Annotated in this window: 11 protein-coding genes and 1 pseudogene; 1 reads left to right on the top strand and 11 read right to left on the bottom strand. The window is 70.7% G+C overall.

Annotated features, from left to right (window positions below; translation table 11 throughout):
- Window positions 1-4 precede the first annotated feature (4 nt).
- A complete protein-coding gene (locus tag ACFZDA_RS15175; RefSeq protein ID WP_059422253.1) occupies window positions 5-481 on the bottom strand; it encodes a roadblock/LC7 domain-containing protein in 477 nt (158 codons plus the stop codon).
- Window positions 462-2990 (bottom strand): ATP-binding protein, encoded by a 2529-nt coding sequence (locus ACFZDA_RS15170; protein ID WP_391080456.1) that lies wholly within the window; start codon window positions 2988-2990, stop codon window positions 462-464. The genes ACFZDA_RS15175 and ACFZDA_RS15170 overlap by 20 nt, the downstream gene beginning before the upstream one ends.
- Before the next feature lie 518 nt (window positions 2991-3508).
- Between ACFZDA_RS15170 and ACFZDA_RS15165 the strand changes: the two genes are divergently transcribed.
- On the top strand, window positions 3509-4669 hold the full coding sequence (locus tag ACFZDA_RS15165) for a substrate-binding domain-containing protein (RefSeq protein ID WP_391080453.1): 1161 nt from the start codon (window positions 3509-3511) through the stop codon (window positions 4667-4669).
- A 133-nt stretch (window positions 4670-4802) separates the two neighbouring features.
- Here the strand turns inward: ACFZDA_RS15165 and ACFZDA_RS15160 are convergent, their stop codons facing one another.
- From ACFZDA_RS15160 to ACFZDA_RS15120, 9 genes and pseudogenes are all read right to left on the bottom strand, one after another.
- On the bottom strand, window positions 4803-5738 hold the full coding sequence (locus ACFZDA_RS15160; protein WP_391080450.1) for a serine hydrolase: 936 nt from the start codon (window positions 5736-5738) through the stop codon (window positions 4803-4805).
- Window positions 5739-6100: 362 nt separating this feature from the next.
- Window positions 6101-7522, bottom strand: a complete 1422-nt coding sequence (locus ACFZDA_RS15155) for a DEAD/DEAH box helicase (protein ID WP_391080447.1) — start codon at window positions 7520-7522, stop codon at window positions 6101-6103.
- Between the two features lie 329 nt (window positions 7523-7851).
- Entirely contained in the window at window positions 7852-8973 is a 1122-nt protein-coding gene (locus ACFZDA_RS15150) for a SpoIIE family protein phosphatase (RefSeq protein WP_391080444.1), read from the bottom strand.
- 105 nt (window positions 8974-9078) lie between these two features.
- Window positions 9079-9369: pseudogene (locus tag ACFZDA_RS15145) on the bottom strand (acyl-CoA dehydrogenase); the annotation flags it as partial.
- 309 nt (window positions 9370-9678) lie between these two features.
- Window positions 9679-10704: a 4-hydroxy-2-oxovalerate aldolase gene (gene dmpG / locus ACFZDA_RS15140; RefSeq protein ID WP_391080441.1), complete on the bottom strand. Its 1026-nt coding sequence runs from the start codon at window positions 10702-10704 to the stop codon at window positions 9679-9681.
- Window positions 10701-11657, bottom strand: a complete 957-nt coding sequence (locus tag ACFZDA_RS15135; protein WP_391080438.1) for an acetaldehyde dehydrogenase (acetylating) — start codon at window positions 11655-11657, stop codon at window positions 10701-10703. Before ACFZDA_RS15135 ends, dmpG begins: the two co-directional genes overlap by 4 nt.
- Window positions 11654-12484 (bottom strand): fumarylacetoacetate hydrolase family protein, encoded by an 831-nt coding sequence (locus ACFZDA_RS15130; protein ID WP_391080435.1) that lies wholly within the window; start codon window positions 12482-12484, stop codon window positions 11654-11656. Before ACFZDA_RS15130 ends, ACFZDA_RS15135 begins: the two co-directional genes overlap by 4 nt.
- A 5-nt stretch (window positions 12485-12489) precedes the next feature.
- Window positions 12490-13428, bottom strand: coding sequence for a 3-carboxyethylcatechol 2,3-dioxygenase (locus ACFZDA_RS15125; RefSeq protein ID WP_391080432.1), 939 nt, complete (start codon window positions 13426-13428; stop codon window positions 12490-12492).
- A gap of 8 nt (window positions 13429-13436) precedes the next feature.
- Window positions 13437-14429 (bottom strand): zinc-binding dehydrogenase, encoded by a 993-nt coding sequence (locus tag ACFZDA_RS15120; RefSeq protein WP_391080429.1) that lies wholly within the window; start codon window positions 14427-14429, stop codon window positions 13437-13439.
- Window positions 14430-14445: the final 16 nt, after the last annotated feature.

Raw genomic sequence — 14445 nt, 5'->3', positions numbered from 1 at the left:
ACGGTCAGCCGGCCGGGGCCGCGCCGACACTGTTCTTCAGCTCCAGCACCAGCTGGGGGGTGAGCGCGGCCCCGGCCCGGTTGGCGAAGAGAGTCATCTCGTAGGCGATGTTGCCGAGCTTCGCCTCCTTGGAGGTCACCACTCCGAGGACGGCGCCGCAGCCGATGGCCGACACCAGCACATGGCCGCCCTCCAGATCGATGATGACCTTGTTGAGGCTGCCGAGCCCATAGTTGCCGGAGGCGCCCGCGGCGAGACTCGTCAGGCCGGACACGATCGCGGCGAGCCGCTCGGAGTCGGCGTGCTCACGCAGCTGGGAGACGGCGATCAGCAGGCCGTCGGACGACACGGCGATGGCGTCGACCACACCGGCGGTCTCCGTGGCGAACCGGTCCAGCAGCCAGGTGAAATCGGCCGCGGCGGCTCGCAGATCGGTGGGTTCCGGCCGCTCGGAACTGCTGTCAGCTGTCGACGTGGTCACTACCGGACTCCTTCTGGGATTGCTGAGGGCGCGATGGTGCTGGTTTCGTCCGGGCATGAGCACTGTCCTGCTCTGCCCTGCGTACGGCCGCCTCGAACTCGTCGAGCTCCGAGCGGACGGCCTCGGCGTCGGCGGGCTGCCGCACCGTCGGCGCCCCCCGGTCAGCCCGCGAGGAGGTCATGGCGAGCGTCGCGCCGCGTACCCGCCGCCGCAGGGGCCGTGAGTCCTCTGCGGCACGCCGTTCGCCCGAGGTTGCCGGCCGCTCCCCGCCGACGTCCTCGACGGTCCGTTCCGCGATGGCCGGTCCTGCGGCGGTGCGAGCCGGAAGGCGCCGGGGAAGCGCGTCGTGCGACGAGGTGGCCGCCGACCGCTCGGTGACACCGGTGTCGGAGACCGGTACGCGCGACGGCGCGGGCACGGCGGTCTCCTGCCCGGTCCTCACCGGGAACGCCGCCACGGCTCCGATCGGGCCCGTGTCCACCGGCTGCTCGGCGTCCACGGGCTGCTCGGGGCCCTCGGGACCCACGGCCAGCAGGAGCGAGGCGGGGATCCAGACGGTTGCGGTGACCCCGCCGCCCGGCGTACGGCCCAGCGACACGCGCACACCCCACCGCCGGGCGAGACTGCCGACCGCGAAGAGGCCGAGCACCCTGGTCGGCACGACGTCGAGCCGTTCCCGGCGCACGAGCCTGGCGTTCTCCTCGGCGAGACGCTCCGCGCTCATGCCGAGGCCGTGGTCGATGACCTCGATCAGCGCCCCGCCGTCCTCGGTGACGTCGGTCCCGGGGCGGACGGCCACCTCGACGGGCGTGTGGGAGGGTGAGAACGCGACCGCGTTCTCCAGCAGTTCGGCGAGCATCAGCGTCAGGTCACCGACGATGTCGGGCGCGACGGTGACCTCCGTCTCGGGCCGCAGAGACACCCGCTGGTAGCCCTCGATCTGGCCGAGCGACGCCCTGATGACGTTGGCCAGGGGGGTCGGCCGTGCCTCGACGCCGGTCTCCCGGATTCCGGCGAGCAGCATCAGGCTGTCGGCGTTGCGCTGGAGGCGTACGGCGATGTGGTCGATGCTGTACAGCCGTTCGAGCAGTTGAGGGTCGGTCTCCTCGCGTTCGACGGCGTCGATCAGCATGAGTTGACGCGTCGTCAGGTTGCTGACCCGCCGGCCGACGTTGCCGAACATCTCGGCGACGTTGCGCCGGCTGAGCACCTGCCGCTCCAGCAGCTGGGCGGCGGTGACCTGAACCTGGTTGAACGCCTCGGCCAGTTCGCCGATCTCGTCACGGACCGGGACCGGGATCGACCTCGGTCGCAGGGGGGTGCTGTCGGCGGACTCGTCGTCGGAGACCCGGGCGAGTTCCTCGCCCGCCACGTCGACCACCTCCTGGGCGGAGCGGGTCAGGACCTCCAGTGGGCGCACGACCGAGCGCCGGATCAGGACGCAGAAGGTCAGCCAGGCGGCGAAGCCGAGCAGGGTCAGACCGAGCAGGTAGACGGCGTTCCGCAGGGCATCCGCGGAGACGGCGTCGGCCCGGGCGGCGATCTGCTCGATCAGCGTCCTGGTGATGCCGAGTCGGGCTTCGGACTGCCGCGTTCCGTCGGCGATCGCCCTACGCAGCTGCGCCGGCGTCTGGCCCTGCAGGGCCCCGGGATCGATCTGGAGCTCCGCGAACCGGGCTTCGACACCGTACCGTTCGGCACTGCGCCGCATACCGTCCATGCGCAGGACCTGCGCCGGTGTGGCGATGCGCTCGAACCGGTCCAACTGGTAGTCGTAGAGCCGGCGAGCGCCGACCGCCCGGCTGTACTCGGTGAGGGCGTTGGCGTCCCTGGTCTGGGCGGAGAACACGGCGCTCTCGAAGGCCGCGTGGGACGCGTCGGCGCGCAGCACCGTGTCCAGGATCGTCACGACCGATGACGACGAGGTGCCGGAGTAGCGCCCCAGGCCGATGCCGTCGATCAGGTACTCGACCGCGGAGGCGTACGCCGGGTCGATGTTGGCGGCGGGGACATAGCCCCGTTCGAGCTTCTCGCGCAGGACACCGAGACCGCGGATGTAGTCGAGCGCCTGCGCCTCCTCAGGCGGCAGGCCGGAGGCGAACACCGAACGCACGGCGGCAGCTTGCGCGTCGGTGCTCCGCTGCGCCCGTCGGTAGTCGGTGGTCGGCGGCAGTGGGGCTCCGGGGCGGGCCGAGTCGTACCGCACGGAGAGCAGGAGCGCCTGCCGGTGCTCGGCCTGCACGTCGTTGATGAGCCGCGCGACCTGTTCACTGTCGCGCACCAGGTCCGCGATCCGGTCGGCGTCCCGGGCCTGCCGTACCTGGCTGTAGGCGCCGACGCCGAGCAGTACGCCGACGACCGCGATGGGCGCGATCACCAGGACGTTGAGCTTTCGCCGGAAGGGCCACCGGTCGAGAACGGTCGCCGCCTTGCGGCGAAACCGCGGAGTCCGGCGGGCATGCCTGGGTGGGTCCGGCGCGTGCGGCGGGTTCCCTGTGGTGGCGGACACCCGGGCCTCCTTCGATGTGTTGCTGAGCGGTGACGGGGATGCCGTGCTCACGGACCGCCGACCGGCCGGCACCGCACGTGACACTTTCACGGCCTTCGTCGCTGATAGGAACGAAGAGATCGCGCCAGGTGTCTGGAACCAGCCGGGCGAGAGTACCGTTTTTACCATGACATGACAAAGTTTGGGCCATAAAGAATCAATGACGGAATTATTGCGAAGTATCTCTCGATTGCAATGCTTCGCCCGATGAGGCGCCCGTCGTACGGCACACGGCTGATCCATCCACGGTGCTCAGTGCGGACGTTGACGCGGACCGCCCCGTCGCCCGCGCCCCTCGGCTCGCGCACGCACCGCTGCCCCGCGACACCGCCGGGCGGCGTCGCCCGCCGGCCTCGCGGGCCTCTCCTCCCTTCGCCGGCCTGATCCTCACGGCTGTGGCCCCGCGCGGGAGCCGTCGCCGACCCACGCCCCGCCTCCCCACCCAGCCCTGCCCTCTCTCGAACCGTGTTGGAGACCCCATGCACCCCACCCGCAAGGCGGCCGTGACGGCCACAGCTCTCCTGGCCTCGGCCGCCATCACCCTCACCACCGGCTGCGAGAGCGCCTCCACCACAGGCGGGTCCGTCGCCTCATCCCCCAGCGACTCGTCCAGCCCCGGCTGCCCCACCGCCCTCACCGAGGCGAAGCGGGCCGTCAAGACGGCCGAGGACATCAACGCCCCCTGGTCCGGGCCGACCAGCGGACCCCGAGCCGTCCCCGACAAGACCATCGTCTACATCGCCCAGACCCTGACCAACCCCGGCGTGACGGGCGTCGCCAAGGGCGTCCAGGAAGCCGCCGGCATCATCGGCTGGCGCGTCCGCACCCTCAACGGCCAGGGCACGCCCGCCGGAATCAAGGCCGCCTTCGCCGAGGCCCTGGCCCTCGAACCCGACGGCATCGTCATCGGCGGTTTCGATCCCACCTCCATCGCCGCACAGGTGGAGCGGGCGAACGCGGACGGCATCCCACTGATCGGCTGGCACGCCCTCGCGGCGCCCGGCCCCAGCGAGAATCCGAAGCTCTTCAGCAACATCACCACCAGGGTCGAGGAAGTCGCGAAGATCAGCGCCGACTGGATCATCGCCCGGTCCAACGGTCGCGCGGGCGTCGTCCTGTTCACCGACGCCTCGATCCCCTTCGCCAAGCGGAAGTCGGATCTGATCAAAAAGGAACTCGCCACCTGCTCCGGCGTCACACTGCTGAGCTACGAGAACGTCCCCATCCCGCAGGCGGGCAGCCTCACCGCCAAGAGAGTCTCCTCCCTGGCCTCCCGCTTCGGCGACAGGTGGACCCATTCCGCCGCCATCAACGACCTGTACTTCGACCACGCGGGCCCCGCCCTGCGTGCCGCAGGCAGGCTGGGCGACGGTGCCCCGTTCAACATCGGGGCCGGTGACGGCGATCCCTCGGCCTTCCAGCGCATCAACAGCAAGGAGTTCCAGGCCGCCACCGTGCCGGAACCGCTGTCCGAACAGGGCTGGCAGATCATCGACGAATTCAACCGTTCCTTCGCCGGCAAGCCGGCCAGCGGATACGTCGCCCCCGTCCACGTCACCACCGCCGCCACCAGCGGCGGCGCACTGTCCTGGGACTCGGAGGGCTACCGCGAGGCGTACCGCAGGATCTGGGAGAAGTAGACGCTCAGCGGACCGGCTACCGGCGGGGCGGGGTTCCGCACCTGCGACCTGGGGTGCGGCCCCAGCGAGCCACCGAGGGTGCTCCTGCCCCGCGCCCGTACACCAGCGATGTTCGAGTGCCCGTCAGCCCAAGTCAGTCCCTCTGTGCGCCCGTCGGCAGGGTACGCAGCCGCATGGTGCTCGCCGAGCTGGCGCCGAAGGCGTAGTCCAGCAACTTGGCGGCGTCCTTGTAGCGGTACTGGTCGTTGAGGAGCACGCCGATGACCGTCTTCTCGTTGCGGGTCGCGGCGAAGACGAGGCAGGGGCCGGACGGCGTGTTGGTCCCCGTCTTCACCCCGATCGCGCCGCTGTATGAGCCCAGCAGCTGGTTGGTGTTGTACCAGGTGTACGTGCGGGTGCCGCCGGTGCTGGTCGTCGCGTACTGGACGGTCTTCGGCTTCTTCACGATGCCCGCGAACGTCGAGTACTTCATCGCGCTCCGTGCGAGCTTGGCGAGGTCGCGCGGCGTCGTGTAGTTCGTGTTCTGCGTCGAGTTGCCGTCGAACGAGTCGAAGTGCGTGTTGGTCAGGCCGAGGGTGTCCGCCTTGGCGTTCATCTTGCTGATGAACGACTTGGTCCGCGCCGAGGTGGTCGTACCGGTGCCGAATGTGTCCGCGAGGGCCATCGCGGCGTCGCAGCCGGACGGCAGCAGCATCGCATGGAGCAACTGGCGGACGGTGACCTTGTCGCCGGTCTTGAGATCCGCAGTGCTCGCGCCCTTGGCAGTGACGTAGTCCCGGTAAGCCTGCTTGATGGTGACCTTCCGGTCGAGGTTCAGGTCGGGGGTGCTCAGCACGACGCGAGCCGTCATGATCTTGGTGGTGCTCGCCATGGGCCGCTTGGTGTCGGCGTACTTGCTGTAGAGCGTGGAGCCCGTCGCGCTGTTGAGCATGAACGCGCCTTTGGCACTGACCGAGGGCGCGGTCGCCGCCTGCGCGGGCGCGGTCAGGGCGCCGCCCGTGAGCAGCGCGCCGGCGCCTGCGACAGCTGCGGCTCTGCGGATACGTACGTCGTTGATGCCGGTTATCACTATGAGCGCTCCGAGTGTGCCAAATGTCAGATGGCATGTGCGAAATGAAGCGGGGGGAGGCTCTAGGGAGACTCACGGGGGGCACCGGGGGTTGTAGGTCGGGCGGAAGTAATTCAGGGAGACCTGCGAGCCGCCGCTACGGCGGAGGCCACCCGGACGCAGGCATGCCGACGGAGGGGCAAGCGCGGGCGTCGACCGACGTCGTCCGCCATCCAGGACGCTCGGCCCGAAGCGCAGGAGTGACCGCTGGAGCGCCAGCAGACCCTCTCGCCGAAGGAGCCCGGCTTCTTTCAGCGCAGAGAAGGGTGCCTGACCAGGGAAGATGCTCGCCAGGCGGCCTTTTTCAGTCTGAGAAGCCGGTGTCAGCCGCCGCGCCGCACCCGGGCCGCTTTGCGGGCCTCCGCGAGCTTGCGGGCCTCGCTGCTCTTGCGGGACGGCCTGGCGCCGGAACCCCCCTCGGGGTCCTTGCTGCTGCCCAGGCCGCGGAACGGGGCGTTGTGGTTCTTGGGGCGCGATACGGCCCGCCCGCCGTCGAGAAGCTTTCCGGAGGGGGCCTTGGCGCCGGTGATCCGGCTCAGCTCCGCCTCCCCGGACCGCACTTTGGTGACCGTGGGGGCGACGTCGGCGTCCGCCATGACCTGGCTCGTCTCGCGGCGCTGCGCCGACAGGACGAGTGTCACGACGGTGCCGGAACGGCCGGCCCTGGCCGTGCGGCCCGCGCGGTGCAGATAGTCCTTCGGGTCGGCGGCCGGGTCGACGTTGACCACGAGGTCGAGGTCGTCGATGTGCAGGCCGCGTGCGGCGACGTTCGTCGCCACCAGCGCGGTGACCTGTCCGTTCTTGAACTGGGCCAGGGTCCGGGTGCGCTGCGGCTGGGACTTCCCGCTGTGCAGTGCGGCGGCGGCCACGCCGCTGGCCCGCAGATGCCGTGTGAGCTGGTCGACGCCGTGCTTGGTGTCCAGGAACAGCAGGACGCGGCCGTCCCGCGCGGCGATCTCCGTGGTCACGGCATACCGGTCCGGGCCGTGCACGACGAAGACGTGGTGCACGATGGCGGAGACCGCGCTGGACGAGGGGTCCACGGAGTGGACGGCGGGGTCGCGCAGGTAGCGCTGCACCAGCTGGTCGACGTCGCGGTCGAGGGTGGCGGAGAACAGCATCCGCTGCCCGTCGGGACGCACCTGGTCCAGGATCTCGGTGACCTGCGGAAGGAACCCCATGTCACACATCTGGTCGGCCTCGTCCAGGACCGTGATGCGCACCCGTCCCAGGCGGCAGCCCTTCCGCTCGATGAGGTCGTGCAACCGACCGGGCGTGGCGACGACGATCTCGGCGCCGTCCCGCAGCACGGCGGCCTGCCGTCCGATGGACACGCCGCCCACCACGGTCGCGAGCCGCAGCCGCAGCGCCTCGGCGTACGGGGTGAGCTCCTCACCGACCTGCTGCGCCAGCTCCCTGGTGGGCACCAGAACCAGCCCCAGCGGCTCTTTCGGCTGCGTGCGCTGCCCGGCCGTCCGGGCGAGCATCCCCAGACCGAAGGCGAGCGTCTTGCCGGATCCGGTGCGGCCCCGGCCCAGGACGTCCCGTCCCGCGAGCGCGTTCGGCAGCGCCGCCGCCTGGATGGGGAAGGGCACGGTCACACCGCGCTCATCGAGCGCCCGCAGAATCTCGGCCGGCAGCCCCAACCGTGCGAAGGACGCCGCCGTGGGCCCCGCCGAAGTCGTGTCCGACGACTCGGACACATCGTCCCGCTGCCGGGCATCGGCACGTGCTGATTCGCTCACAGGGAGCCTTCCTCCGAAGGGACCGTACCGTGGAGGGCGCGGCGGGGACGCGGCCACCGGCCGGAGACACCGAACGGAGACCGGCACAGCGACGCTGCAAACGAGCAACGCTAGCACGGGACATGCAGACGGACCGGCCGGATGCCGCGCTGGGCGTCGGTGCCGGGAGTGTCAGCCGGGGGGTGAGGCGGCGTTCTTCTGGACCTGGCCGCTGGTCTTCGCGGGCCGGATGCTGGTCGCGCTCTGCTTCGCCGAACTGGCGGCACGCCGGCCCATCTCGGGGGCCGTCTACCAGTACGGGGGGGTTCGGGGCGTTCACCACCGCAGACTCAGCCATCGACGCCGGCGGTTCCCCGAATCTGCGCGTTGGAGGACCTCAGCGCGAGGGCCGCGATGTCGTCGTCGAGCCTTCCGCCGCTGTGCCGCAGCAGAGCCCGGTGCAGCTGGTCGAGCAGCTCGCGGGGCTGCTCCAGGCCCTGCCGCCGCATCCAGTCCGGCAGCGGGAAGAACTCGCCCGCGTGGTCCCGGGCCTCCGATACGCCGTCCGTGTAGAGCAGCAGCTGGTCCCCCGGGAAGAAGGCGGCGACGTCGACCCAGTAACGGTCACCGATGAGCGCTGCGAGGTTGAGGGGCGGGGAGGCGATGGTCGGGACCAGGACCCGGATCTCTCCGTGATGCGCGATCAGCGGCGGGGGATGCCCGCAGTTGAGAAGTCGTACGCAGCCGCCGTCGTGCGGGATCTCGGCGAGGAGAGCGGTGGCGAAGTGCTCGGGCTCGTCCTGGGACGGAAACGCGGTGCTGTGGCGCGTGACGGCGGTCTCGAGGCGGTGGATGATGCCCCGCAGGTCGGGCTCGTCGTAAGCGGCCTCTCTGAAGCAACTGATGACCGCGGAGGCCGCCCCCACTGCGGACAGGCCCTTGCCCCGTACGTCTCCGATGAGCAGCCGGACCCCGTACGGTGTACCGATCGCCTCATAGAAGTCGCCGCCGATCCGGGCCTGCTCTTGGGCCGCCAGATACAGCGACTCGATCTCGACGCCCTCGATGCGGCGTGGCAGCGGGCGCAGCAGCACCTTCTGGGCCGCGTCGGCGACGAGCCGGATCTGGAAGATCATTTCCTCACGCTGAAGTCGGACATGACTCCCGTATGCGGCCGCCAGGGTGACCGCGACGATCGCGGCCGCCGTGTACTGCGTCCCCAGATCGGTGTAGAAGAAGCTGAGGACGATCATGAGCAGCAGGCAGAACGCCCCCAAAAGGATCGTGGGGAGCACGGGCCACATCGCGGCGGCAAGGGCGGGCGCTGCGGGCAGAAGGCGGCTGAAGGCGATGTCCCTGGGCGTGGAGAACGCCAGGCCGGCGATGAGAGCGGTCACGATGACGGGTGACAGCTGTGCAGCTTCCCATCGGCCGCCGTAGCCGGGGCGACGGCGCCACAGCCGTGCAGACATGATCACAAAATGCATCATATCGGCCTATTCGGGCATAAGGCGCGAAGGGATCATGCGCCGTACGCGAGAAGCGCGCGCCGGACAGCCACGTCCACAGGAGCCGAAGCCATGCGGTGCCTCCACACGCTCCCAGACGCGTCCCGAACGCGCTTCGTCGACAACGGGACGCCGGACGGCGCCGAGCGCCCAGCGCCGCTGATCCACAGGGGCGGAGTCCTTGCCGTGCAGTTCGACGGCGAAGGCCGAGAAGTCGCGGACGAGGACGGAGAACAGCTCGTCGGGCACATCCTCGTCCAGGTCCGTCAGTCGGGCCTGCTCCAGGATCAGCCGGCCCTGCACCACCAGCGCGAACAACTGGCCGACGGCGAGCAGAAGATCAAGGTCGCGGCTCTGCTCTCGGGCTCCCCTGTCCCAGCTCCTGGGCTCCCTCCAGGCGTGGACCGAACGCGGCGAGGCCCCGCGGTTCCTCAGCCAGCAGGACACTGCCGCGGGCGTCGAGCGGACCCGCCTGCCCCGACACGGCCACCGCGGCGGGCTCCGACGCGCCCTGTCAGACGCGGACCACGGTCCCCGCCGACCTCGTCCACACCTCCCTCATCTCCACGGACCGCCGCTGATCCACGGAGACGGGGTCACGCCCCTGCCGGGCGTGACCCCGTCTCCGTGCTGACTGCCGCCGTGCGGGACGCCGCAGTCGATCGGTGCTCAGCTCACCGGGGTCGCCCCGCCCGACGCGACGTCGAGGGCGATGTCCACGATCATGTCCTCCTGCCCGCCGACCAGGCCCCGGCGGCCGACCTCCAGCAGGAGCGCGCGGGCGTCGACGCCGTAGCGTTCGGCGGCGAGCTCGGCGTGGCGCAGGAAGGAGGAGTAGACGCCCGCGTAGCCGAGGGTGAGGGTCTCGCGGTCCACCTGGACCGGGCGGTCGCGCAGCGGTCGCACCAGATCGTCGGCGGCGTCCTGGAGGGCGAACGGATCGCAACCGTGCTTCCAGTCCTGCAGGTTGGCCACGGCGATGAAGGCCTCGACGGGACAGTTGCCCGCGCCCGCGCCCTGCCCGGCCAGGGACGCGTCGACGCGAGTGACGCCCTCCTCCACCGCGACGACGCTGTTCGCCACCGACAGGGACAGATTCTCGTGCGCGTGCACGCCGATCTCGGTGGACGGGTCGAGGACGTCCCGGTAGGCGCGGACGCGCTCACGCATGCCGTCCATGGTGAGCCGGCCTCCGGAGTCGGTGACGTACACGCAGTGGGCTCCGTAGGACTCCATGAGCTTGGCCTGGGCGGCTAGTTCGGCGGCCGGGGCCATGTGGCTCATCATCAGAAAGCCGGAGACGTCCATGCCGAGGTCACGGGCCTTGGCGATGTGCTGGGCGGAGATGTCGGCCTCGGTGCAGTGCGTGGCGATGCGGACCGAGCGGACGCCCAGGGCGTGGGCGCGTTCGAGTTCGGCGATCGTGCCGATACCGGGCAGGAGGAGGGTCGTGAGCACCGCGTCCTCGATCGCGTCCGCCGCCGCCTCGATCCACTCCCAGTCGGTGTGGCTGCCAGGGCCGTAGTTGAGCGACCCGCCCGCCAGGCCGTCGCCGTGCGCGACCTCGATCGCGTCGACGCCCGCCGCGTCCAGGGCTGCTGCGATGCGGCCCACGTCGGCGGGGTCGATGCGGTGCCGGATGGCGTGCATGCCGTCGCGCAGGGTGACGTCCTGGATGTACAGGCTGCGGCTCATCGGTGGGCCTCCACGGGAACAGCGTTGCGCCGGGCGATCGACTCGGCGACCCGCAGCGCGGCCGACGTCATGATGTCGAGGTTTCCGGCGTAGGCCGGCAGGTAGTGGGCGGCGCCCTCGACTTCGAGGAACACCGAGATCCGGGTGGTCACCGGACCTGCACCGTCGGGCACCAGGGTGTGCACCGGTTCGTCTTCGGCAACGGAGGTGAACTGCACTTCCTGCTTGAGGCGGTAGCCGGGCACGTACTGGGCCACTCGATCGGCCATCTCCTTGACGGAGGCCCGCACGGCGTCCTGGTCGACGTCACCGGTGAGGCAGAGCACGGTGTCCCGCATGATCAGCGGAGGCTCGGCGGGGTTGAGGATGATGATCGCCTTGCCGCGCGCGGCACCGCCGACGGTCTCAATGGCGTGGGAGGTGGTCTCGGTGAACTCGTCGATGTTGGCGCGGGTGCCGGGTCCGGCCGACTTGGAGGCGATGGAGGCGACGATCTCGGCGTAGTGGACGTCGCTCACGGCGGAGACGGCAGCGACCATGGGGATGGTCGCCTGGCCGCCGCAGGTGACCATGTTGAGGTTGTCGGCCCCGGCGTCGAGGTGTTCCTCCAGGTTGACCGGCGGCACGACGAACGGGCCGATGGCCGCGGGCGTGAGATCGACGAGCTTCTTGCCGTACGGCGCCAGCTTGCGGGCGTTGACCAGGTGGGCCTTGGCCGAGGTGGCGTCGAAGACGATCTCGATGTCGTCGAAGTGCTCCATCGCGATCAGGCCGTCGACTCCCTCGTGGGTCGTGGGGACCCTGAGGCGGGCGGCGCGCGCGAGGCCGTCGGACTCCGGGTCGATGCCGACCATGGCACCGACCTCCAGGGTGTCCGACAGACGCAGGATCTTGATCATCAGGTCGGTGCCGATGTTGCCGGACCCGATGATGGCGACCTTGGTCTTCGTCATGCGTCTCTCTTTTCGGAGGATGCGGCCTTCTCGGAAAAGGCGGCGGTGACCTCGCCGAGCGAGCTGATCTCGGCGCGGATCCGGGTGCCGGGCGGGGTGGGGACCATGGGGCCGAGCGCGCCGGACAGGACGACCTGGCCCGCGCGCAGCGGCTCGCCGAACTCCCGTGCCGTACGGGCCAGCCAGGCCAGTGCGTTGAGCGGGTCGCCGAGGCAGGCGGCGCCGGAGCCCTCGGAGACGAGCACGTCGTCGGCGTACAGCCGCATGGCGGTCTCGCCGGGCTCGAACCCGTCGAGGGTGACCCGGTGTTCGGCGAGGACGAACAGTCCGCTGGAGGCGTTGTCCGCGACCGTGTCGGTGAGGGTGATGTCCCAGTCGGCGATGCGGCTGTCGACGATCTCCAGCGCGGCGACCGCGTGGTCCACAGCCGCCCGTACCCGCGCCGGGGTGAGGTCGCCCTCGGCCAGGTCCTCCTTGAGCACGAAGGCGATCTCCGCCTCGGCCTTGGGCTGGAGCAGCCGCCCCGACGGCACCTCGGGCAGACCCGAGACGTCCATGTCGGCGAAGAGCACACCGAAGTCGGGCTGGTCGACGCCGAGTTGCCGCTGCACGGCGGGTGAGGTCAGGCCGATCTTGCGGCCGACGACGACCGCGCCGTCCGCCAGCCTGCGACGGGTGAGCTCCTGTTGTACGGCGTAGGCGGCGGCGATGTCGTGTTCCCCGAGCAGGTCCCGTACGGGCGGGACGGGCCGGCCCTCGTCCAGGGCGGTGGCGAGCCGTGCGGCGGCGCGGACCACGGCCTGTGCGTCGACTGGCGTGTGCGTCATGCCGTTCACCGCCCCTGTGCCGTGGCCACGGCGAACCCGGCGATCCACGCGGGGATGGCCTCGTAGAAGCGGGAGGTCATCTCGTACGGCCCGGTGGCGGCGAGGGAGGCGAAGGCGGCGATCCAGGTGCGGACTTCGTGGGCGGAGCCGCCGGCGTCCTTGGCCATTCCGTCCACCGTCCAGGAGTCGAACTCCGCCAACTCGCCCTGTTCCAAGTGGTCGAGGAGACGGTTGTCCCAGGCGGGGTTGATCGGGATCATCGCGCTCGACCCTGCGGCGTAGTCACGCCCCGCCTGGACGACTCGCTGCTCGCCCTTCGCGCGCTGCTCGGGCGTCGGCGGGTGGCCCTCGATGAGCGCGTCGGCGACTCGGGGCGGTGCCCCCTCCAGCACCGGTACGGGCGGGTCGTGGGAGAGGCCGCCGGAGGCGAGGAACAGCACCCGGCGGTCGAGGTGGGCGGCCGCCTGCCCGATCGCGGTCCCCAGGGACCTGATGCGGCTCACCGGACCCAGCGGTGTGGCCACACCGTTGACGAAGACGGGCACGACCGGAACCTGGCCGATGCCGCCGAAGAGGACTTCCAGCGGCTGCGCGAAGCCGTGATCGACGGTCATCCGGGCCGAGACAGTGAGGTCGACACCGCGGTCGAGCACGCCCTGGGCGAGAGCGTTCGCGGCGGCGGTGTCGACCGACAGCGGTCCCGCGGCCGTACCGAAGTCGCCTACCGCGTGTGCCTCGGTGGCCAGGCAGAACGGCGGCATCTCCTTGTAGAAGAAGCCGTTGTAGTGGTCGGGCGCGTAGAGCACGACCAGGTCGGGCGCGAAGGCACGGATGAAGGTCCGCGCCGTGTCGACGGCCTCGTCGACACGGGCCAGGACCTCCGGTTCGGGGTCGTTCTTGCCGATGAGGGGCGAGTGGGACAACCCGACGGCTGCTGCGGGCATGGGCGTTCCTATGGGTGAGAGGGGGAATCCGACGGGTGGATGACGAGCTTCCCGGTCAGCCCGCCGTCGATCATGAGCTGGAATCCCTTGTGGATGTCCGTGAGCGGGAGGGTCCGGTGGATCACCGGACGGACCCCGGTCGCCTCGAGCATGCGGAGCATCGCCACCAGCTCGGCGCGGGTGCAGCCGGTGGAGCCGAGGATGCGCTGCTGGAGGTAGAAGACGCGCCCCAGGTCGGCGGGCGGGTTGGTGCCGCTGGTGGCTCCGGCGACGACGACCGTGCCGCCGGGTCGCAGGGACTTCAGCGAGTGCGACCAGGTCGCCTCGCCGACCGTCTCGATGACGACGTCGACCTTCTCGGGCAGCCGCTCCCCGGTGGGCAGCGCGGCCCGGGCCCCCCAGGCGAGGGCCTCGGCGCGCTTGTCCTCGCTGCGGCTGGTGGCGTAGACGACGGCACCCGCGGCCACCGCGAGCTTGATCGCGGCGGAGGCGACACCGCCGCCGGCGCCCTGGACCAGCACCCGGTCGCCGGCGGTGATCCGGGCCTGGGTGAACAGCATGCGGTAGGCCGTGGTCCAGGCGACCGGCAGACAGGCGGCCTCGTCGAACGACAGCCACGCGGGCTTGGGGACCAGGTTGCGGGTCGGGACCGTGACGTACTCCGCGAAGGCACCGTCGTGCTGCTCGGACAGCAGCGCCCGGTTCGGGTCCAGCGTCTCGTCGCCGCGGCCGGCGTCCGGGTCGCCGAGCACCGGGTGGACGATCACCTCGTTGCCGTCCTCGTCGTATCCGGCCGCGTCGCAGCCGAGGACGATCGGGAGCCGCTCGGGCGGGTGGCCGACGCCCCGCAGGGTCCACAGGTCGTGCATGTTGAGCGAGGAGGTCACGACACGGACCCGGGACCAGCCGGGCTTCGGTGCGGGCTCGGGTACGTCGTCGCGCAGCGCGAGCCCGGAGAGGGGGTCGGTGGCGCTCTGGGAGATGGCGATAGCGGCAAGCACGAGATCAAGGTGACGG

The organism is Streptomyces sp. NPDC007991 (assembly GCF_042958445.1).
Lineage (GTDB): Bacteria > Actinomycetota > Actinomycetes > Streptomycetales > Streptomycetaceae > Streptomyces.
Note: the sequence above shows the minus strand (reverse complement) of the source record. Positions and strands in the feature narration are given on the sequence as shown.